Annotated in this window: 23 protein-coding genes, 1 pseudogene and 1 riboswitch; of the genes and pseudogenes, 14 read left to right on the forward strand and 10 right to left on the reverse strand. The window is 36.0% G+C overall.

Going from position 1 to position 18583, the window contains the following annotated elements:
* Positions 1–3: 3 nt before the first annotated feature.
* The 7 genes and pseudogenes from JL53_RS07485 to comGA all read right to left on the reverse strand — a co-directional run bounded on the left by JL53_RS07485 (position 4) and on the right by comGA (position 3826).
* The gene (locus tag JL53_RS07485; protein WP_003719615.1) at positions 4–336 is read right to left on the reverse strand and encodes a hypothetical protein; all 333 of its coding nucleotides are present in this window, start codon (positions 334–336) and stop codon (positions 4–6) included.
* The gene (gene comGF, locus JL53_RS07490) at positions 333–800 is read right to left on the reverse strand and encodes a competence type IV pilus minor pilin ComGF (protein ID WP_038407242.1); all 468 of its coding nucleotides are present in this window, start codon (positions 798–800) and stop codon (positions 333–335) included. Before comGF ends, JL53_RS07485 begins: the two co-directional genes overlap by 4 nt.
* The gene (gene comGE / locus JL53_RS07495; RefSeq protein WP_038407243.1) at positions 763–1047 is read right to left on the reverse strand and encodes a competence type IV pilus minor pilin ComGE; all 285 of its coding nucleotides are present in this window, start codon (positions 1045–1047) and stop codon (positions 763–765) included. The genes comGF and comGE overlap by 38 nt, the downstream gene beginning before the upstream one ends.
* Positions 1034–1462: a competence type IV pilus minor pilin ComGD gene (comGD, locus tag JL53_RS07500; protein WP_038407244.1), complete on the reverse strand. Its 429-nt coding sequence runs from the start codon at positions 1460–1462 to the stop codon at positions 1034–1036. The genes comGE and comGD overlap by 14 nt, the downstream gene beginning before the upstream one ends.
* Positions 1459–1782: a competence type IV pilus major pilin ComGC gene (comGC, locus tag JL53_RS07505; RefSeq protein WP_038407245.1), complete on the reverse strand. Its 324-nt coding sequence runs from the start codon at positions 1780–1782 to the stop codon at positions 1459–1461. The genes comGD and comGC overlap by 4 nt, the downstream gene beginning before the upstream one ends.
* A gap of 13 nt (positions 1783–1795) precedes the next feature.
* Complete coding sequence (gene comGB, locus JL53_RS07510; protein WP_038407246.1) at positions 1796–2827, reverse strand: competence type IV pilus assembly protein ComGB; 1032 nt, start codon at positions 2825–2827, stop codon at positions 1796–1798.
* Positions 2814–3826 (reverse strand): annotated as a pseudogene (gene comGA / locus JL53_RS07515) (competence type IV pilus ATPase ComGA). Before comGA ends, comGB begins: the two are co-directional and overlap by 14 nt.
* Positions 3827–4190: 364 nt before the next feature.
* Positions 4191–4282: riboswitch (glycine riboswitch) on the forward strand.
* A gap of 85 nt (positions 4283–4367) precedes the next feature.
* Between comGA and gcvT the strand changes: the two are divergent.
* The 3 genes from gcvT to gcvPB are packed head-to-tail and all read left to right on the forward strand — an operon-like array spanning position 4368 to position 8275.
* Positions 4368–5456 (forward strand): glycine cleavage system aminomethyltransferase GcvT, encoded by a 1089-nt coding sequence (gcvT, locus tag JL53_RS07520; protein ID WP_038407247.1) that lies wholly within the window; start codon positions 4368–4370, stop codon positions 5454–5456.
* A gap of 15 nt (positions 5457–5471) precedes the next feature.
* The gene (gene gcvPA, locus JL53_RS07525) at positions 5472–6818 is read left to right on the forward strand and encodes an aminomethyl-transferring glycine dehydrogenase subunit GcvPA (RefSeq protein ID WP_038407248.1); all 1347 of its coding nucleotides are present in this window, start codon (positions 5472–5474) and stop codon (positions 6816–6818) included.
* Positions 6815–8275, forward strand: a complete 1461-nt coding sequence (gcvPB, locus tag JL53_RS07530; RefSeq protein ID WP_038407249.1) for an aminomethyl-transferring glycine dehydrogenase subunit GcvPB — start codon at positions 6815–6817, stop codon at positions 8273–8275. The genes gcvPA and gcvPB overlap by 4 nt, the downstream gene beginning before the upstream one ends.
* 39 nt (positions 8276–8314) lie before the next feature.
* Here gcvPB and JL53_RS07535 read toward each other — a convergent pair whose 3' ends face one another.
* The 3 genes from JL53_RS07535 to JL53_RS07545 form a co-directional block, all read right to left on the reverse strand.
* A complete protein-coding gene (locus tag JL53_RS07535) occupies positions 8315–8695 on the reverse strand; it encodes a rhodanese-like domain-containing protein (protein ID WP_003719624.1) in 381 nt (126 codons plus the stop codon).
* Between the two features lie 61 nt (positions 8696–8756).
* Positions 8757–9029 carry a hypothetical protein gene (locus JL53_RS07540; RefSeq protein ID WP_003719625.1) on the reverse strand — a complete coding sequence of 91 codons (273 nt, stop codon included), beginning with the start codon at positions 9027–9029 and terminating at the stop codon, positions 8757–8759.
* 12 nt (positions 9030–9041) lie between these two features.
* A complete protein-coding gene (locus tag JL53_RS07545) occupies positions 9042–10007 on the reverse strand; it encodes a DUF1385 domain-containing protein (protein WP_038407250.1) in 966 nt (321 codons plus the stop codon).
* Positions 10008–10186: 179 nt separating this feature from the next.
* Between JL53_RS07545 and JL53_RS07550 the strand changes: the two genes are divergently transcribed.
* From JL53_RS07550 to JL53_RS07600, 11 genes are all read left to right on the forward strand, one after another.
* A complete protein-coding gene (locus JL53_RS07550; protein ID WP_038407251.1) occupies positions 10187–11248 on the forward strand; it encodes a M24 family metallopeptidase in 1062 nt (353 codons plus the stop codon).
* 101 nt (positions 11249–11349) lie between these two features.
* Positions 11350–11907 carry an elongation factor P gene (efp, locus tag JL53_RS07555; RefSeq protein WP_003719628.1) on the forward strand — a complete coding sequence of 186 codons (558 nt, stop codon included), beginning with the start codon at positions 11350–11352 and terminating at the stop codon, positions 11905–11907.
* 160 nt (positions 11908–12067) lie between these two features.
* Complete coding sequence (accB, locus tag JL53_RS07560) at positions 12068–12535, forward strand: acetyl-CoA carboxylase biotin carboxyl carrier protein (RefSeq protein ID WP_003719629.1); 468 nt, start codon at positions 12068–12070, stop codon at positions 12533–12535.
* A 13-nt stretch (positions 12536–12548) separates the two neighbouring features.
* Complete coding sequence (gene accC, locus JL53_RS07565; RefSeq protein ID WP_038407252.1) at positions 12549–13913, forward strand: acetyl-CoA carboxylase biotin carboxylase subunit; 1365 nt, start codon at positions 12549–12551, stop codon at positions 13911–13913.
* Between the two features lie 4 nt (positions 13914–13917).
* A complete protein-coding gene (locus JL53_RS07570) occupies positions 13918–14325 on the forward strand; it encodes an Asp23/Gls24 family envelope stress response protein (protein WP_038407253.1) in 408 nt (135 codons plus the stop codon).
* Between the two features lie 30 nt (positions 14326–14355).
* The gene (gene nusB / locus JL53_RS07575) at positions 14356–14742 is read left to right on the forward strand and encodes a transcription antitermination factor NusB (protein ID WP_038407254.1); all 387 of its coding nucleotides are present in this window, start codon (positions 14356–14358) and stop codon (positions 14740–14742) included.
* Between the two features lie 96 nt (positions 14743–14838).
* A complete protein-coding gene (folD, locus tag JL53_RS07580) occupies positions 14839–15693 on the forward strand; it encodes a bifunctional methylenetetrahydrofolate dehydrogenase/methenyltetrahydrofolate cyclohydrolase FolD (RefSeq protein WP_003719634.1) in 855 nt (284 codons plus the stop codon).
* Between the two features lie 18 nt (positions 15694–15711).
* A complete protein-coding gene (gene xseA, locus JL53_RS07585; protein WP_038407255.1) occupies positions 15712–17064 on the forward strand; it encodes an exodeoxyribonuclease VII large subunit in 1353 nt (450 codons plus the stop codon).
* Positions 17054–17281 (forward strand): exodeoxyribonuclease VII small subunit, encoded by a 228-nt coding sequence (locus JL53_RS07590; RefSeq protein ID WP_003719637.1) that lies wholly within the window; start codon positions 17054–17056, stop codon positions 17279–17281. Before xseA ends, JL53_RS07590 begins: the two co-directional genes overlap by 11 nt.
* Positions 17282–17283: 2 nt before the next feature.
* On the forward strand, positions 17284–18165 hold the full coding sequence (locus JL53_RS07595) for a polyprenyl synthetase family protein (protein WP_038407256.1): 882 nt from the start codon (positions 17284–17286) through the stop codon (positions 18163–18165).
* Positions 18166–18363: 198 nt separating this feature from the next.
* Entirely contained in the window at positions 18364–18564 is a 201-nt protein-coding gene (locus JL53_RS07600; RefSeq protein WP_012985572.1) for a cold-shock protein, read from the forward strand.
* Positions 18565–18583 lie beyond the last annotated feature (19 nt).

An 18583-nucleotide genomic window follows, 5' to 3' on the forward strand; every position in this document is an offset into this window, starting at 1 on the left:
TTTTTAGGGTTCGTTGTTTTTGGCTATACTCATATTTTTTGAAAGCTGGTAGCCATTTTCTAAAAGAATTTGGCATTTGAATTCATTGGACTTATTATCGATAGATGTACACTTAATTTCAGAACGACCATATTTTTCTGTAAAATTTGATTGGACAGGTGCTTTTTTTATTTTAATAATGGTTAAATTAAGTTCCGCTGAAGCCAAGTAATAGTTTTGGATCATCTTTTCGTATTCCACCTGCCTTTTAAAAATAGAGGCGCTACCAGTAACAATTAAGATAGTTAGCAAAGCGATAAAGATAGTAAAAGGAAGTGTAAATGCATTTTGATTCATGGCTGTTCCTTTGTTTTGGATAGTGGAAAGCGAGAGGTATAGAATGTCGAATCTGAGAAATCAACTTCTAAGATTAATTGATTATTATTTTTTATAAACCGCCATTCTTTTATTTGGGCTAATAAAGGCTCATGTCCTTTGCCATCCACTTGTCGTCTTAGTACGTTATTAAATTTTGTATAAGTGATTTTTTTGTTTTCTACTTGAAAAGATAATTGCTCTTTTTCTACTTTAACATTACTTGCTTTTTCCCACTCTAATCGCATCTGAATTAAAAAAAGTTGCCATTCCGTCGTTTGATCTAAATTACTAAGTTCGATAGTTTTGTGATAGCATTGAAAAAATAGTGGGATAAGCGAGCTAATACTTAAAATAATTGTAATGGAGAGGATAGTCTCGAGTAGCGTAAATGCTGGAGAAGCATCTTTATAATATACATTTTTCTGTCCGTTTATTTTTTGCACAAATTTGAATACCTCCATTTTCGTGATAACTTTTTAATTGATTATCGTTAAAATTGATAGGGATACTACCGTGTAGTAATAATTCACTATGCTCAAACAGCTGTTGGTGAAGCGTACTTAATTCTTTTTCTTGCTCTATTCTTTGAAATATAGTTAGAGTGAGAGGGAGTAAAAAGCTGCAAACTAAGGAGAATAACAAGAGAGAAACCATACTTTCAACTAAAGAAAATCCATTAATCCGGTTCAATTCTAAAGCGCCCCTTTCCAATTTGAAATATTAGTTTGTAGTTGTTAGCTTTACCAATAAAGCGAACGGTGGTAAAGCGATTAATAGAACCAGCCGAACCTGAGAAACAAAATTTTTCTAATCTCTGCGGATTTAATTTTAGCGAATTAGAAAATGGGACTGTGATAAGAGAATTATTCATAGTAGCAACTGTTAATTGATTTTCAGGGGATGAAAAAGTAATCATTGTGTCTTGGCCACTCGTAATCGCATTTAGCTGAGCATAATATATAGTAGCTTTTATTTCTTCTAATAGTTGTTTTTCGGTAAGCGTTGAAAGGCTATTTGATATTGGGAAGATCGTTAAGGTTATCATAGTAAGACTGATGGATAAGACAAGTAACATTTCTAGTAATGTAAAAGCGTTAGTTTTCATTTGTTTTCGGAAACATTTCCTGAACGATCGATTGTAATACTATTTCCATTAGGACATGATTTTTGATTAGCTTTTAAGTAACCACCACTTACTAAATCACTAACAGAAGGCATTGCATTTTTTTCTAGTTGATAAGACTGAACTTGGCCTTGAACCATCGAAACAAATGCCTCGCACCCCTTGTTATTAATAGATTCACTTTGGGAAACGATATTTGGAATGGTTAATAACAATAAAACACTAACAACTAATAAAACTATAAGCATTTCCACTAAAGTAAAACCACGTTCATCACGCCAATCGATTTTTCTTTTAAACATGTAAACTTCCTCCTTAAATTTGATTTACCATTGAAAACATTGGATATAGAATAGAGAGATAAATAGATATGATTAAAATGCCAATAATAATAAATACAACAGGTTGAATAAAAGAGAATAGTTTTTCTGTTTTTATTAAAGCTTTTTGGTGACAAAGATTGTAGTAAAATAGTAATTCTTCCGCTAAACGTCCATTCTTTTCTCCATGCGCAACTATATAATAAAGTTCTTTTTCAAAAACAGACATTTGTGCTAAGGCCTTTGTTAAAGGGAAACCTTCTTCAAGGGAGGAAAGAATTCGTTTTGCAATTGCTTGGAAAAATTGTGGGGAAGACTTGCTTTCGAATAATTGCATAATATGCGAAATGGACAATCCGCTTTTTAAAAGATAGCCCATTTCACGTGAAAAAATCTGTGAATAATGAATTCGTGAAAATTGACATATATAAGGAATGCGACAATAAAAATTAGCCCGTTGATAAGCATTTTTTTGTTTTTGCTTTTTTATAAAGAAACGCATGCTTAAAAAAAGCAGAAGGAAGAAGGCTCCTAAAATAATCGGAACTTTTTCTAGTAAAAAATAAGTGAAGCTTGATTCCATTGAACCATTATTAGATAATTGCTCGAATAAAAGTTCGAATTTGGGGAGTAGAAAAATCCGTAGTAAAAAGAAAACTAAAATAACTGTAGAGAACAATACGAGCGGATATTGGAAAGCTTTCTTTAAAGCAGTTTGTTCTGCTGCTTTTCGCTGCATATGAATACCGGTTTCGCGGACTGTCTGAATGAAAAAGCCGTGACTTGAGGCATAGTGAAGTTGAGAACATATAAACTCCGGAAAATCATTTTGTTGAAGTGAATGGGCAAAAGAATTCCCAAGCGAGAGAGAGGCAATAATTTTTTCATAACGAGTATGTTCTTTTGGAGAAGTGATGGTCAAAAAACTAATTGTAGCTTCGAGAGAAAATCCTTTATCGAGTAAACTAGCGGTTCTGATTAAAAACTCGCCATCATCTTTCCAGTTAATCCTTTTAAAAAAATCCATAAGCAATTCCTTTCTGCTGAATTTCTTGAAGCGTATGTTTAGGTTTCGTTTTTTGTTTATTAGATTGGAAATAAGATTGAATATTTTGTTTAGATAAAACTTCATAAATGGCTGTTCTTTTCCTTTTCAAATGACTGCAGTGCGGATGACACTTGGGACCACAATAAACACAATATAGATGAACTAATTGTTGAAAACTAATTCCAAGTAAACACTGAGCAAGTTCCTCATGGCTGATACCAAATTCTGCTAACCTTAATAAAACACCATAAGAATCACCTGCATGAATAGTGCTTAAAACTAAATGTCCAGTTAATGCAGCACGAATAACCATTCTTGCTGTTTCTTCATCTCTAATTTCTCCAATAATTAAAATATCAGGGTCATGACGAAGAACTGCTCGAATCAAAGAAGCATAGTTTAGATGTGCTTTTTCATTAATTTCAACTTGAAGAAATTCTGGGGAGTAGTGTTCCACGGGATCTTCAATCGTTATAACTTGAAGTTCGGAATACTTCCTAATAAAAGAAACTAAACTATACATCGAGCTAGATTTTCCGCTGCCAGTGCTGCCAGAAAATAAAAATAAGCCGGTTTTGTGGTGCATTGTTGAATAATTTGTTCAGTCAAATGTGGAAAAAGACTTGATTTCCTAAACGGAATAGGATTTTTATAACGGAAAATACGAATAACAAGGCTTTCTTGAAAGTCTTTATTTGGAATGGTAGAAAGTCGTAAAGCAACTTTTTCTGAAGTTAGTTCTTTTTCATAACTTCCGGATTGCGGTTTTCTTTTTTCGCTTATATCTAAAGCAGCTTGAAATTTAAGAAAAGAAACTAATTTTTCAGCAGTTTCTCTTGGGAGGTAACGGAGCGGGATTAAGGTTCCGTGAACTCTCAGGCGTAATAAATAACGGTCTTTGAAAGGGTGAATATGAATATCACTTGCATTAAATTTTAGTGCTTGGGATAGAATATGATCCATTAATTTTTGTGGCATAACAACCTCCTTACAAGTCATATTCTACATAATTCTTTTAAATCCTTTGCTAGATATTTTTCACAAAAAATAAAAAAGTGTTTTTATGGTAGGAAAATTAACTCTTTGATACTAAATTTGAGTAATAGTATTCTTTTTCAATTAATAATTCCTGCAAAAAAACTTTTTTCCTTTTAAGCCGTTTTCACAATATTTGTGCACAGAGTAACATGCGTATGATCAAGCTAGCTAAATACGATAAAGCCCTTACAATCCGAACGAATATCTGGATTTAAGAATTTTTAGGGAGCAAAACTAATTATTTGCCGAACAATAGAACTCATGATAAGCTATAGAAAAGGCAAATACATAATCGAATTAGCGGATGAATGTAAACAGAGAGACTGCAAAAATGCAGCGCCGACGGGGAAAGCATTTAGATGTGAAACTCTCAGGCAAAAGGATGTTTACGGGACGCAACTCTGGAGTTACTTTTGTTTCACGACAGGGCTTATGAATCATATAAGCCTTTTTGCTATGTGAAAAAAAGGAGGATATAAATATGGCGGAATTATTAAAAACACCGATTCATCCACTTTATGAAAAGTATGGAGCGAAAACCATTGATTTTGGTGGATGGGACTTACCTGTTCAATTTTCTGGTATTAAAGCGGAACATGAAGCCGTGCGAACGAAGGCTGGGCTATTTGATGTATCTCATATGGGAGAAATCATTGTGGAAGGCGCTGAAAGTACAGCATATTTACAATACTTGTTATCAAATGACATAGAAAAAATAAAAATAGGCAAAGCGCAGTATAACATTATGTGTTATGAAAATGGTGGCACAGTAGATGACTTAGTTGTTTATAGATTATCAGAGACTAAATACGTACTAGTTGTTAATGCAGCAAATACAGAAAAAGATTTTGACTGGATAGTAAAAAACGTTAGGGGTGATGTTACTGTCTCTGATGTTTCTTCCAAGTATGGACAATTAGCACTTCAAGGTCCTGATGCAGAGAAAATACTTGCAAAATTAACTAATATTGATTTGAACGCGATTAGTTTCTTTGGTTTTGTAGAAGATGCAGAAATCGCTGGTGTAAAAACAATTATTTCTCGGAGCGGTTATACTGGTGAAGATGGATTTGAAATTTACATGCCAAGTGATGATGCTACCAAAGTATTTGAAGCTATTATGGCAGAAAAAGTATTACCAATTGGTTTAGGTGCTCGAGATACACTACGTTTAGAAGCAGTACTTGCGCTATACGGTCAAGAATTAAGCAAAGATATTACACCACTTGAAGCAGGGCTTAATTTTGCTGTGAAATTAAAAAAAGAAGCTGATTTTATCGGGAAAGAAGCCCTTATTAAACAAAAAGAAGCTGGTTTAACTCGAAAATTAGTCGGAATTGAATTAATTGAACGAGGAATACCACGTCATGATTATCCAGTATTTCTAGATGGAAAACAAATTGGTGTAGTCACTTCAGGAACGCAATCACCGACACTTGGAACCAATATTGGCTTAGCTTTAATAGACATAGCGCACACAGAACTTGGACAAGAAATAGAAATAGGTATCCGGAATAAAAAAGTAAAAGCTAAAGTAGTGGCAACACCATTTTATAAACGTGCAAAGTAAAAAGGAGGAAATGAAATGGCAAAACATCGTTATTTACCGATGACGGAACAAGATGAAAAAGAGATGCTTGATACTATTGGAGTAGCGTCAATTGATGATTTATTTCAAGATATTCCAGAAAAAATTAGATTTAAAAGAGACTATAATTTAAAACCAGCGAAATCAGAACCAGCATTACTTCGAGAATTATCCAAGCTTGCTTCTAAAAATGCCAATACAACTGAATATGCCTCATTTTTAGGAGCTGGTGTATATAGCCATTATATTCCTACAGCAGTGGATCATGTGATTTCTCGGTCTGAATTTTATACAGCATACACTCCCTATCAACCAGAAATCTCGCAAGGGGAATTACAAGCTATTTTTGAATTTCAAACGATGATTGCTGAATTAACGGGAATGGATTTAGCGAATTCTTCGATGTATGACGGTGGAACAGCACTTGCAGAAGCAGCGATGTTAGCTAGTGGACACTCGAAGCGTAAAAAAATACTTATTTCTGGAGCAGTCCACCCAGAAAGCATCAATGTATTGAAAACATATGCTTCTGGACAACATATTGAAGTAGAAGTGATACCAGAATTAGATGGTAAGACAGATATAGATGCACTAAAAAAAGCACTTACAGACGATATTGCTGGATTTGCTGTACAATATCCCAATTTCTATGGTCAAGTAGAACCATTAGCAGAAATGGAGCAGTTAATTCACGAAAATAATTCATTGTTACTTGTTTCTAGTAATCCGCTTGCGCTTGGTATACTTACGCCACCAGGGGAATTTGGTGCAGATATTGTTGTTGGTGATTCACAAGTCTTCGGTATCCCAGAGTCTTTTGGTGGACCGCACTGTGGATTCTTTGCCGTAACTAATAAATTAATGCGAAAAGTGCCTGGTAGACTTGTAGGAGAGACAGTGGATGAAAACGGAAAACGTGGTTATGTATTAACTTTACAAGCGCGTGAACAACATATTCGTCGAGATAAAGCTACTTCTAACATATGCTCTAACCAAGCTTTGAATGCTCTTGCGTCATCAGTTGCAATGGCGACATTAGGGAAAGTCGGCTTACCTGAAATGGCGAAACAAAACTTAGATAAATCTCATTATGCCAAACAAAAATTCCGAGAAAGTGGATTTGAGGTTTTATTTTCAGATAGTTTTTTCAATGAATTTGTAATCAAGCTTTCGAAACAAATCAAAGAAGTTAATGAAGCGCTTTTAGATGAAGGGATTATTGGTGGATATGATCTTGGATTTTACGATGCTAAATACGAAAATCATATGCTTGTAGCAGTAACTGAGATGCGTACAAAAGAGGAAATTGATGCCTTTGTGGCAAGTTTGGAGGGTGTAAAATGAATTTAGAAGAGACAATGCCGCTAGTTTTTGAGCGCTCTATCCCGGGAAGAATTGGATTTAGTTTACCAGAAAGTGACGTGCCGGAAACAAAAGCGACTGATTACTTTGATCCAACATATATTCGTGCTACACCAGCTAATTTACCTGAATTAAGCGAACTAGAAATTATGCGCCATTATACGAATTTATCTAATCATAATTTTGGCGTGGATTCTGGCTTCTATCCATTAGGTTCTTGTACAATGAAATATAATCCAAAAATTAATGAGAAAGTTGCGCGATTCTCAGGTTTCGCTAATATTCATCCCAACCAGCCTGAAAGTTCAGTTCAAGGTGCACTTGAGCTATTATTTGATTTGCAAACGAGTTTAGTCGAAATTACTGGGATGGATGAAGTGACACTACAACCAGCTGCAGGAGCGCACGGAGAGTGGACAGGACTGATGCTAATTCGTGCTTTCCATGAAAAAAATGGTGATACTAAGCGGACGAAAGTAATTATTCCAGACTCTGCACATGGTACTAATCCTGCATCTGCTGCAGTAGCAGGCTTTGACGTAGTAACGGTTAAGTCGAACGAAAAAGGTCTTGTGGATGTTAATGATTTAAAAAAAGTAGTAGGCGATGACACAGCTGCACTAATGCTTACTAACCCGAATACACTTGGGTTATTTGAAAAAGATATTGTTGAAATGGCAGAAATTGTTCATGAAGCTGGCGGTAAATTATACTATGATGGCGCGAATTTAAACGCAATTATGGCAAAAGTTAGACCAGGTGATATGGGGTTTGATGTCGTCCACTTAAATCTTCACAAAACATTCACCGGTCCTCATGGTGGAGGTGGTCCTGGATCTGGTCCAATCGGTGTGAAAAAGGATTTAATACCATTTTTACCAACACCGGTACTTACTAAAAATAATAATTTTTACACGTTTGATTACAATTATCCGGAATCTATCGGTCGTGTGAAGCCATATTATGGTAACTTTGGGATTAATGTCCGAGCTTATACTTACATTCGGACGATGGGACCAGATGGCCTAAAACTCGTTACTGAGTATGCGGTTCTAAATGCTAATTATATGATGCGTAAATTACAACAAGCATATGATTTACCGTTTGATCAAGTATGTAAGCATGAGTTCGTTTTAAGTGGTAATAGACAGAAAAAACTTGGTGTTCGCACAATTGATATTGCTAAACGTTTGTTAGATCATAATTTCCACCCGCCAACTGTTTATTTCCCACTAATTGTTGGAGAAGCGATTATGATTGAGCCAACTGAAACGGAATCTAAAGAAACACTAGACTCATTTATTGATACGATGTTAAAAATAGCAAAAGAAGCAGAAGAAAATCCGGAAATTGTCCAAGAAGCGCCACACAGTACTTATGTAAAACGACTAAACGAAACGCGTGCTGCTAGAAAACCAGTGTTACGTTATCAAAAATAAGCTAAAAAAAATCTTGCCGCAATGCTGCAGCAAGATTTTTTATTTAGATTTTGTTTTACCTTTCCATTTACGGAAGCCGCCTTTAAGTTGGTAAACGTTATGATAACCACGTTTGTATAGCATGATTGCTGCACGGTTACTACGTTGAGCAGTTTGACAATATAGATAAACTGGTAAATCTTGGCGAATCTCAGTCGTACGGTTTTTCATTTGTGTTACTGGAATATTTCTAGCTCCAAGAATATGACCAGCGTCGAATTCGTTTGGCTCGCGAACGTCAATTAATTGCGCTTTGCGATATCCTTGCTTAAATTCTTCCTCTGTTAAAACTTTTACTGCTTTGCGACGCATTACAAACTGGTAAATTTCATATGCTAAAAGAATAACCAGAATAGTAAGCGCTATAATCCAACTAATCAATTGTGTAAACCCCTTTCATCCTGAAAACTGCTTTTTATAAAGCATTCTTTTCTATTATAACTTATTTTTTGCCACCATCAATCACTTTGAAGGAAGATTTTCTTTTTTTCTTTGTTTTTTTCTTATCGCCATGTAATTTTTTGGATTGTTTTACTGCTTTTTGATAATTACTGTCGGTTTTTTTATTAGATAGAAGTCGGAAAATCAATGTGAAAATGATTGTTCCTAATAAAAGCGAGACTGCGAGCGTAAAAAAAGATTTAAAATCACCCATTAACAGACCAATTCCCACAAGGACAAGTAAAAAGATTACTATCAGCGGATATTTTTTCAATCAAACCAACCCCTATTCTAAAAGTTCCAGATTATCAGGTTCATCATTGTTCACGGGGACTCCTTCTTTTTCAATACGTAATAACTCATTGAAAGAAGCAATAGCCACTTCTACTTGATCGTTAGCAGGTTCTTTAGTTGTAAGTAGTTGCAGCCATAAACCAGGAACGCCTAAATATTTAAGTACAGGAATATTTCGACATTTATTTGTTAGTTGTAAAACTTCAAAAGCAACACCGAGTACAACTGGAATGAGCAGAATCCGGTCAACCACACGAAGCCAAAGCGGGTCAGTAGGGACGAGCAAATAAATAAACATACCTACAATGACCGTAAATAAAATAAAGCTACTACCGCAACGATAGTGTAACCGAGACTGTTTTTGAACATTTTCGACAGTTAACGGTAAATTTTGTTCATAACAATTAATCACTTTATGCTCAGAACCGTGATATTGAAAAACGCGTTTGATTATCGGCGTTTGGGAAACAGCAAAAATGTAAGTCAGCAAGAGAATCAATTTAAAGAAGCTTTCTAAAAAGACCTGTGCAGTGTCTCCTGGGACTATCGGGCGAAATAATTCTGCTAAAAATACAGGGATAAGTGTCATAACGAATTTGGCGAATACAAATGATAAAATACCAATCACCGCAACCCCTAACCACATGGCTACTTTCGATTCTTTTTTTTCGATTTTTTCCTCTTCTTGTGGATTATTTGGATCTTCATCGTAACGGTCCGTTGCAAATGCTAAATGTTTGGAACCAATCGCGCTAGATTCAATTAAAGCAACGATTCCGCGTAAAAAGGGAATTTTTTTAAGTCGCATCACCCAAACAGGGCTATTCTTCGATAAATAAAAATACTCTAATGAACCATCTATACGTCTAACGGCTGTTACAGTTTGTTTTTTACCACCAAACATGACACCTTCAACAACCGCTTGTCCTCCATATGATGGTACGTTTTGTTTGCTCAAATTTTTCACCAGCCTATTCATGTGTACTAATATATTATTTTACGCTAAAAACTGTTTTTCGTATAGCAGCAAACGTCTAAAAAAAGTTATTTTTTGTAAATTATGATAAAATAGTTTCGAACGTGTCTAGTAATACTTATTTTGTGCGCCTAAAATTTGAAAAAAGTGGAGGAATTAAAATGTCTAAATTAACTAAAATTCAAGAAACACTTGGAAAAGAAAAGATTGAAGCGGTTCTTGTCACAAGTGAATTTAATAGAAGGTATGTGTCTGGTTTTACAGGGACTAGTGGTGTAGCGCTAATTTTACCAGAAAAAGCTTATTTTGTGACTGACTTCCGTTATACAGAACAAGCAGCAAAACAAGCGGAAGGATATGAAATTGTAAAGCATGAAGGGCATATTTTTGATACAGTAGAGGAATTGTTATCGCAAAATTCGACTAAAACATTACATTTTGAAGCAGATTATGTGACTGTTTCTGAATTTAAACAAATGGAACGAGTATTTAACCGTGAATTAATTCCACTCACTGGCTTTTTTGAAGAAATGCGTAAAGTGAAAACCGCAAGCGAACTAAAAGCGATTCGTACAGCTTGTGATATTGCCGATGCAGCCTTTGCTCATATTATTAAATTCATTAAACCGGGCATGGCAGAAATAGAAGTATCTAATGAGTTAGAATTCTTTATGAGACGAGCTGGGGCAACATCGTCTTCTTTCGATACTATTGTCGCTTCAGGTCTTCGTTCTGCATTTCCACATGGTGTTGCTTCCGATAAAAAAATCGAAATTGGCGATTTTGTTACTATGGACTACGGTTGTTATTATGATGGTTATTGTTCTGATATGACAAGAACAATTGCAGTTGGGGAACCGGCAGAAAAATTAAAAGAAATTTATCAAATTACATTGGATGCACAATTAAAAGTAATTGATAGCTTAAAACCGGGAATGACCGGGATTGAAGCAGATGCGATTGCTCGTGATTATATTGCTTCATTTGGTTACGGAGATGCATTTGGTCATTCGCTCGGCCATGGAATCGGTCTCGAAATTCATGAAGGGCCTAATTTATCATTTAAAAACCCTCAAAAGTTAGAAGTAGGGCATGTGGTTACAGATGAGCCAGGAATTTATTTGCCAGGAATCGGTGGCGTGAGAATTGAGGATGATTTATTGATTACTGAAACAGGTAATGAAATTCTAATCCATTCACCAAAAGAATTAATTATTTTATAAAATTCCTTTGTAACTTTGCGTGTTTTATGGTTAAATAAGGAAGAATGAGCAGATTTAAGATGCTCCAATAAAGATACTTTGTAATTTACAGGAGGAAAAACATGATTTCAGTAAATGACTTTAAAACAGGGTTAACGATAGAGGTAGATAATGGGATTTGGCGCGTGCTAGATTTCCAACATGTGAAACCTGGAAAAGGAGCAGCATTCGTACGTTCTAAATTGCGTAACCTTCGTACTGGTGCAATCCAAGAAAAAACATTCCGCGGTGGCGAAAAAGTAGCTAAAGCACAAATTGATAACCGTAAAATGGCTTATTTATACGCAGACGGCTCCAATCATGTTTTCATGGACAATGAGTCTTATGAACAAATTGAGCTTCCAGAAGACCAAATTGCGCATGAGCTTAAATTCTTAAAAGAAAATATGGAAATTAATATTATCATGTACCAAGGAGAAACAATCGGGATTGATTTACCAAATACAGTTGAATTAATTGTTACTGCCACTGATCCCGGAATTAAAGGTGATACTTCGTCTGGTGGTTCTAAACCAGCAACGTTAGAAACTGGACTTGTTGTACAAGTACCGTTTTTCGTGAACGAAGGAGATAAATTAGTTATTAATACAACCGAAGCAGCATATGTTTCTCGGGCGTAAAAAAAAAGCAGTTGTTACAGCTGAAGTTAATTCTTCAGCTGTTTTTTCTGTCTGTCAGCGCTTCCGGTACACCTTTTGAATAAAAAGTATGGTACAATAAGAACAATGCGTGATTCATGCAATTTTATATTTTTAGTTATTATTAAGGAGTGTAAATGATATGTTATCGATAGATGAAATTAAACAGCTAATAGAGCTGATTGACGAGTCAACCCTAGATGAATTTGAACTAGAAACAAAGGATAGTAAGATTTTACTTAAAAAGAACAAAGTGGTAGCAACTACAGCAATTAGTGAAGCACCAGTAGCTATTCCAACAGTTCAAGCAGTGCCGGCAGTAGAGCAATCACAGGCGCCACAAGTAGAGACAAACGTAGCAGATGAAAACTTAGAATTGATCACTTCCCCAATGGTTGGGACTTTTTATGCATCAGCGTCACCTGGAGATGCCGATTTTGTGAGCGTTGGTTCCAAGGTTTCTGCACAATCAGTTGTATGTATTGTAGAAGCGATGAAATTATTCAACGAAATCACTGCGGATATCGATGGTGAAATTGCAGAAATCTTAGTATCTAGTGGTGAGTTAGTCGAATTTGGACAACCACTTTTCAAAGTTAGAAAAAAATAAGGGGTCGAAAAATATGATTAAAAAAGTACTGGTAGCGAACCGTGGAGAAATCGCTGTCCGTATCATTCGCGCTGCAAAAGAGCTTGGAGTGGAGACAGTTGCGATATATTCGGAAGCAGATAGAGAAGCACTACATATTCAGCTAGCGGATGAAGCTTATTGTGTAGGTCCCGCGGCAACAAAAGATAGTTATTTAAATATGTCAAACATTATTAGTGTAGCTGTTTTAACAAACTGTGATGCAATTCATCCAGGCTATGGCTTTTTAGCTGAAAACGCGGATTTTGCAGAGCTTTGTGAAGACTGCAATATTACCTTTATTGGACCAAGTGCTGCTGCTATATCCCAAATGGGGACGAAAGACGTGGCCCGTGAAACAATGCGTAAAGCTGGGGTTCCAATTGTCCCTGGTTCACAAGGGATAGTAGCCGACGTTGAGGATGGTAAAAAAATCGCTAAAAAAATCGGTTATCCGGTCATCATTAAAGCAACAGCTGGTGGTGGTGGTAAAGGAATTCGTGTAGCAGAAAATGAAGAAAAATTAATTTCTGGAATTCAAACGACACAACAAGAAGCCGAAGCCGCCTTTGGTGACCCTGGTGTCTATTTAGAGAAATATATTCAAGATTTCCGTCATGTGGAAATTCAAGTGCTTGCTGACAACCATGGCAATGTGATTCATTTAGGAGAACGTGATTGTAGTATTCAACGTCGCTTGCAAAAGCTAATCGAGGAATCCCCGTCACCTGCTATTGATGAAAAAACTCGCCAGAAAATGGGGAAAGCAGCTGTTAAAGCAGCAAAAGCAGTTAATTATTCGGGTGCCGGAACGATTGAATTTATCTTTGATCATCATGAAAATAATTTCTACTTTATGGAAATGAATACGCGTATTCAAGTAGAACATCCTGTCACAGAACTTGTAACAGGAATTGATTTGGTAAAACAACAATTTTTAGTGGCTTCAGGGGAAGAACTAAAAATTAAACAAGCGGATGTAAAACTAACTGGTTGGGCAATGGAATGTCGGATTAATGCCGAAAATCCAGAGAAAAACTTTATGCCTGCACCTGGTGAAATTAAGTTTTATCTTCCACCAGGTGGTTTAGGAGTCCGAATTGATTCGGCAGCTTATCCTAATTATAAAATCCCACCTTATTATGATTCGATGATTGCAAAAGTAATTTGTTATGCAGAAACTCGCGAAGAAGTAATACAAAAAATGAAGCGAGCATTGTCCGAGTTTGCTATTGATGGCATTCCTTCGACAATACCATTCCATTTACGTGTATTAGATAGTGATGTATTTTTGTCAGGAGACTTCAATACAAAATTCTTGGAGCAAAATGATGTAATGAATCTTTCTAAGGAGGGTTAAAAAAATGGCTTACACAAAAGATTTACGTAAACAAAATGATGCACCGCTTGGTAAAATAGAGATTGCACCTGAAGTAATTGGTGTAATTGCTGGACTTGCTGCTAGTGAAATCGAAAATGTAGCCTATATGCAAGGTGGCTTTGCGACTGAAATGCGTGAAAAATTCAGTGGTGCTGTTAACTACCGAAAAGGCGTAAAAGTCGAATTAACTGAAGAAGGTATTTTAATCGAACTTTATTGTTCTGTCTTATTTGGCGCGACAATTCCACTTGTTGCTCAAAATATTCAAGATGTAGTTAGAGACACGATTTATAATATGACTGGACTAAATGTACTTGAAATTAATGTGCATATCGTTGGAGTCCAATTTGAAAAAACAGAAACACTTTCCTTCGATGATTTTGAACTATAAAATTCAAGGAAAAAAAGGAGCAGCTTTAACATGAAAAGAAGAGAAGCGCGCGAGAAAGCACTTCAAGCATTATTCCAAATTGAACTAAATGAAATGTCACTTGATCAAGCAATTAAAAATATCATGGAAGACGAGCAAGACGACTACATGGAGAAATTAGTCGAAGGTGTTATGGCGAATAAAACGGAGATTGATGCTATTATTGAGCCTAATTTAGACAATTGGCGCATGGATCGTTTGAGCAAAGTAGATTTATCTTTGCTTCGGCTTAGTGTATATGAAATAAATTACTTGAGTGATGTGCCAAATCGAGTTAGTCTAAACGAATCCATCGAAATTGCAAAAATTTACAGCGATGAAAAATCAAGTAAGTTTATTAATGGTGTATTAGCTAATATTGCACCTGAAGATAAATAAACTTGACTGAGTGCGAGGAATCTTCTCCTTGCACTCCCTTATTTCGCAATTTTTTAAGATAAAACTTGGAAATGTAATTTTAAGGGGGCAATAAGCATGGGACAAATTATTGACGGTAAAAAATTAGCAAAAGAAATTCAAGAAAATGTAACAACTGAGGTAGCTGAACTCGTAAAAACTGGTAAAAAACCAGGACTTGCAGTAGTACTTGTAGGCGATAATCAAGCATCTCGTACATATGTAAGAAATAAACAAAAACGGACAGAAGAAGCGGGCATGAAATCCGTTTTGATTGAGCTTCCTGAAACGGTGTCCGAAGAAAAGTTACTTGAAGTAGTAGAAGAGCTAAATACAGATGATACTATCCACGGTATTTTAGTGCAATTACCATTACCAAAACATATCTCCGAAGAAAAAGTTATTGATACTATCAGTTATGACAAAGATGTTGATGGTTTTCATCCTGTGAATGTCGGCAATTTATTCATCGGAAAAGATTCGTTTGTTCCTTGTACACCAGCAGGAATTATCGAATTAATTAAATCAACCGGAACTCCAATAGAAGGAAAACGGGCAGTTGTTATCGGTAGAAGTAATATCGTAGGTAAACCAGTAGCACAATTATTACTAAATGAAAATGCGACGGTAACAATAGCGCACAGCCGGACAAAAGACTTGCCAGAAGTTGCTAAAGAAGCAGATATACTTGTAGTTGCAACGGGTCTTGCCAAATTTGTAAAGAAAAATTATATTAAACCAGGTGCGGTTGTCATTGATGTGGGTATGGACCGCGATGAAAATAATAAATTATGTGGTGATGTTGATTTTGCTGATGTAGTAGATGTAGCAGGTTTCATTACACCAGTTCCAGGCGGGGTTGGACCAATGACTATCACAATGTTACTCGCTAATACATTAAAAGCAGCAAAACGAATTTGGAAGATGAATTGATTAATTGGATGTGAAATGATGGAACAAGATAAATATTTGACGGTAGCAGCTATAACCAAATATATCGAAAAAAAATTCGAAGTAGATCCTTATATGAAACAAGTTTTTGTACGCGGAGAAATTTCTAATTTAAAACAACCTACAAGCGGCCATCTTTATTTCACTGTAAAAGATGAGTTTGCGATGCTTCGTTCTGTCATGTTTCAAAAAGCAGTTCAAAAGATTGGTTTTGTACCCGAAGATGGAATGAACGTTCTCATCACTGGTCGAATCGGTGTTTTTACAAAAGCTGGGCGTTACCAGTTTTATGCAGAACATATGGAACCTGATGGTATCGGTGCACTTTATATTCAATTAGAACAATTAAAATCCCATTTGGAAAAGGAAGGACTTTTTGCGGAAGCGCATAAAAAAGTGCTTCCTTCTTTCCCGTCCAAAGTAGCAGTTGTTACATCAAAAACTGGCGCAGCGGTGCGGGATATATTGACGACTATTCATCGCAGAATGCCTTCTGTAGAAGTGATTATTTATCCAACGATTGTTCAAGGTGACAAAGCAGCTCAAAAAATTGTCGAGAATATCGGACTTATTAACCAACGAAATGATATTGATGTGATGATTATTGGACGTGGCGGTGGATCACTAGAAGAACTTTGGGCCTTTAATGAGGAACCAGTTGTACGAGCAGTTTATGATTCAGATGTTCCGGTCATTTCTGCAGTTGGTCATGAAACAGACTTTTCGTTAAGCGATTTCTCAGCCGATGTTCGAGCTGCAACACCAACTGCAGCGGCGGAATTAGCTGTTCCAGATTATCGCGATTTAGAAGAACGGCTAGCAGAACGAAAATATCGTTTGCTTGCTGCAACCCGGCAATTACTTGAACGAAAAGAACGCAAACTGGAACAATTAAAGCAGCATTTAATTCTTAATGGTCCAAAACATCAGCTAGAGCAACAAATGGAGCGAACGGATTATTTTTCCGAACGATTAAAAAGCGCTTTTTCTAAACAAGTACTACTAAAACAAACGACTTTTAATCGGCTAAATGATCGACTAAATTATTATCATCCCGAAAAAGAGATTACTTTGCAAAAAGAACAATTAATATTACGTAGAACAGCCCTTGATAAAGCAATAAAACAACAGCTAAAAGATAAGCAGCAATCTTTTGTTAGACAAGTAGAAGCCTTAGAACATCTAAGCCCACTTGCTTTATTGAAGCGAGGGTTTGGAGTAACCTATAAAGAAAAAAAGCTAGTTAAATCTGTTGTGCAGTTAGAAGTTGGGGATAATATTCAAGTGAAAATGCAAGGTGGACAAATTGATGCTTTAATTACAGCAAAGGAGGAAGAGACTAGTGGCAACTAAAAAAAAGAGTTTTGAAGAAGCAATCGCAGAATTAGAAACGATTGTCGAAGCACTGGAGAGTGGTACTGCATCTCTAGAAGATTCCCTTGATATGTATCAAAAAGGAATTGAACTAACTAAATTATGTCAAGATAAACTACAAACAGCCGAGAAACGAATGGCAAAAGTAGTCACAGATGCTGGAGAAGAAATTCCTTTTGAAGCGGATGGTGAATAAATTTGCAAGATTTGACCCTTTTTTTAGAACATTATAAAAAAGTGATGGATGACTCGCTCCTTACTGAGATAAATAAACGAAATATCGAACCAAAATTAAAAGAATCCATGCTATATTCTGTACAAGCTGGTGGAAAGCGCATTCGTCCAATGCTTGTTTTTGCAACACTGCAAGCTTTAAATACAGATCCGATGCGTGGCGTGAAAACCGCTACAGCTCTTGAAATGATTCATACGTATAGTTTGATTCATGATGATCTACCAGCAATGGATAACGATGACTATCGTCGCGGGAAACGTACCAATCATAAAGTATACGGTGATGCAACCGCTATTTTGGCAGGTGATGCGTTGTTAACCCTCGCTTTTTCTGTTTTAGCAGAAGATGCAAATTTGACTTTCGAAACGAGACTCGCTTTAATTAATGAACTTAGTTTTAGTAGCGGGGCAGAAGGAATGGTCGGTGGTCAACAGGCAGATATGGAAGCAGAAAATAAAAAAATCACCTTAGAAGAATTGGCCACTATTCATGCAAGAAAAACAGGTGAATTATTAATTTTTGCAGTTACTTCTGCTGCTGAAATTGCCGAAGCGACACCAGAGCAAACAAAACGATTACGAATTTTTGCGGAAAACATTGGAGTCGGCTTTCAAATTAGCGATGATATTTTGGATGTCATTGGAGATGAAATGAAAATGGGTAAAAAGACAGGGGGGGATGCTTTTCTGAATAAAAGTACCTATCCCGGATTACTCACGTTAGATGGCGCTAAAAGGGCTTTAAACGAGCATGTTTCAATAGCGAAGTCAGCGCTTTCAGGGCACGGTTTTAACGATATCATTCTACTTAAACTTGCTGATTTAATCGCATTTAGAGAAAATTAATCATAATAATCTAGTAATTTCAAAAATTTTTCACAAGTATAAATCAAATTGATTTGCTTTTCCTAAAATACCGTGTTATACTAATGTAAGATTATTTTTGTGGGTGAAAGATACGATTGTGAACAACTTTCCATCTCGTGCCGTTAAGCAAGAATAGTAAATAATTAGTGTGCATAACACACGAGGAGGAACATGAACATGGAACAAGGTACAGTAAAATGGTTTAACGCAGAAAAAGGATTTGGTTTTATCGAACGCGAAAACGGTGACGATGTATTCGTACATTTCAGCGCTATCCAAGGTGACGGATTCAAATCTTTAGACGAAGGTCAAGCAGTATCTTTCGACGTTGAAGAAGGCCAACGCGGACCTCAAGCAGCTAACGTTCAAAAAGCGTAATTCTATTTTTTGAATAAGA

The organism is Listeria ivanovii subsp. londoniensis, from assembly GCF_000763495.1.
Lineage (GTDB): Bacteria > Bacillota > Bacilli > Lactobacillales > Listeriaceae > Listeria > Listeria londoniensis.

Excerpts from the sequence above, each read along its gene's own strand:
- JL53_RS07550 (WP_038407251.1), top strand. The coding sequence starts at position 10,187 with ATGTCTAAATTAACTAAAATTCAAGAAACACTTGGAAAAGAAAAGATT.
- xseA (WP_038407255.1), top strand. The coding sequence starts at position 15,712 with ATGGAACAAGATAAATATTTGACGGTAGCAGCTATAACCAAATATATC.
- comGB (WP_038407246.1), bottom strand. The coding sequence starts at position 2,827 with ATGGATTTTTTTAAAAGGATTAACTGGAAAGATGATGGCGAGTTTTTA.
- efp (WP_003719628.1), top strand. The coding sequence starts at position 11,350 with ATGATTTCAGTAAATGACTTTAAAACAGGGTTAACGATAGAGGTAGAT.
- comGD (WP_038407244.1), bottom strand. The coding sequence starts at position 1,462 with ATGAAAACTAACGCTTTTACATTACTAGAAATGTTACTTGTCTTATCC.
- nusB (WP_038407254.1), top strand. The coding sequence starts at position 14,356 with ATGAAAAGAAGAGAAGCGCGCGAGAAAGCACTTCAAGCATTATTCCAA.
- gcvPB (WP_038407249.1), top strand. The coding sequence starts at position 6,815 with ATGAATTTAGAAGAGACAATGCCGCTAGTTTTTGAGCGCTCTATCCCG.
- folD (WP_003719634.1), top strand. The coding sequence starts at position 14,839 with ATGGGACAAATTATTGACGGTAAAAAATTAGCAAAAGAAATTCAAGAA.
- JL53_RS07570 (WP_038407253.1), top strand. The coding sequence starts at position 13,918 with ATGGCTTACACAAAAGATTTACGTAAACAAAATGATGCACCGCTTGGT.
- comGC (WP_038407245.1), bottom strand. The coding sequence starts at position 1,782 with ATGTTTAAAAGAAAAATCGATTGGCGTGATGAACGTGGTTTTACTTTA.
- JL53_RS07600 (WP_012985572.1), top strand. The coding sequence starts at position 18,364 with ATGGAACAAGGTACAGTAAAATGGTTTAACGCAGAAAAAGGATTTGGT.
- JL53_RS07485 (WP_003719615.1), bottom strand. The coding sequence starts at position 336 with ATGAATCAAAATGCATTTACACTTCCTTTTACTATCTTTATCGCTTTG.
- accC (WP_038407252.1), top strand. The coding sequence starts at position 12,549 with ATGATTAAAAAAGTACTGGTAGCGAACCGTGGAGAAATCGCTGTCCGT.
- gcvT (WP_038407247.1), top strand. The coding sequence starts at position 4,368 with ATGGCGGAATTATTAAAAACACCGATTCATCCACTTTATGAAAAGTAT.
- gcvPA (WP_038407248.1), top strand. The coding sequence starts at position 5,472 with ATGGCAAAACATCGTTATTTACCGATGACGGAACAAGATGAAAAAGAG.
- accB (WP_003719629.1), top strand. The coding sequence starts at position 12,068 with ATGTTATCGATAGATGAAATTAAACAGCTAATAGAGCTGATTGACGAG.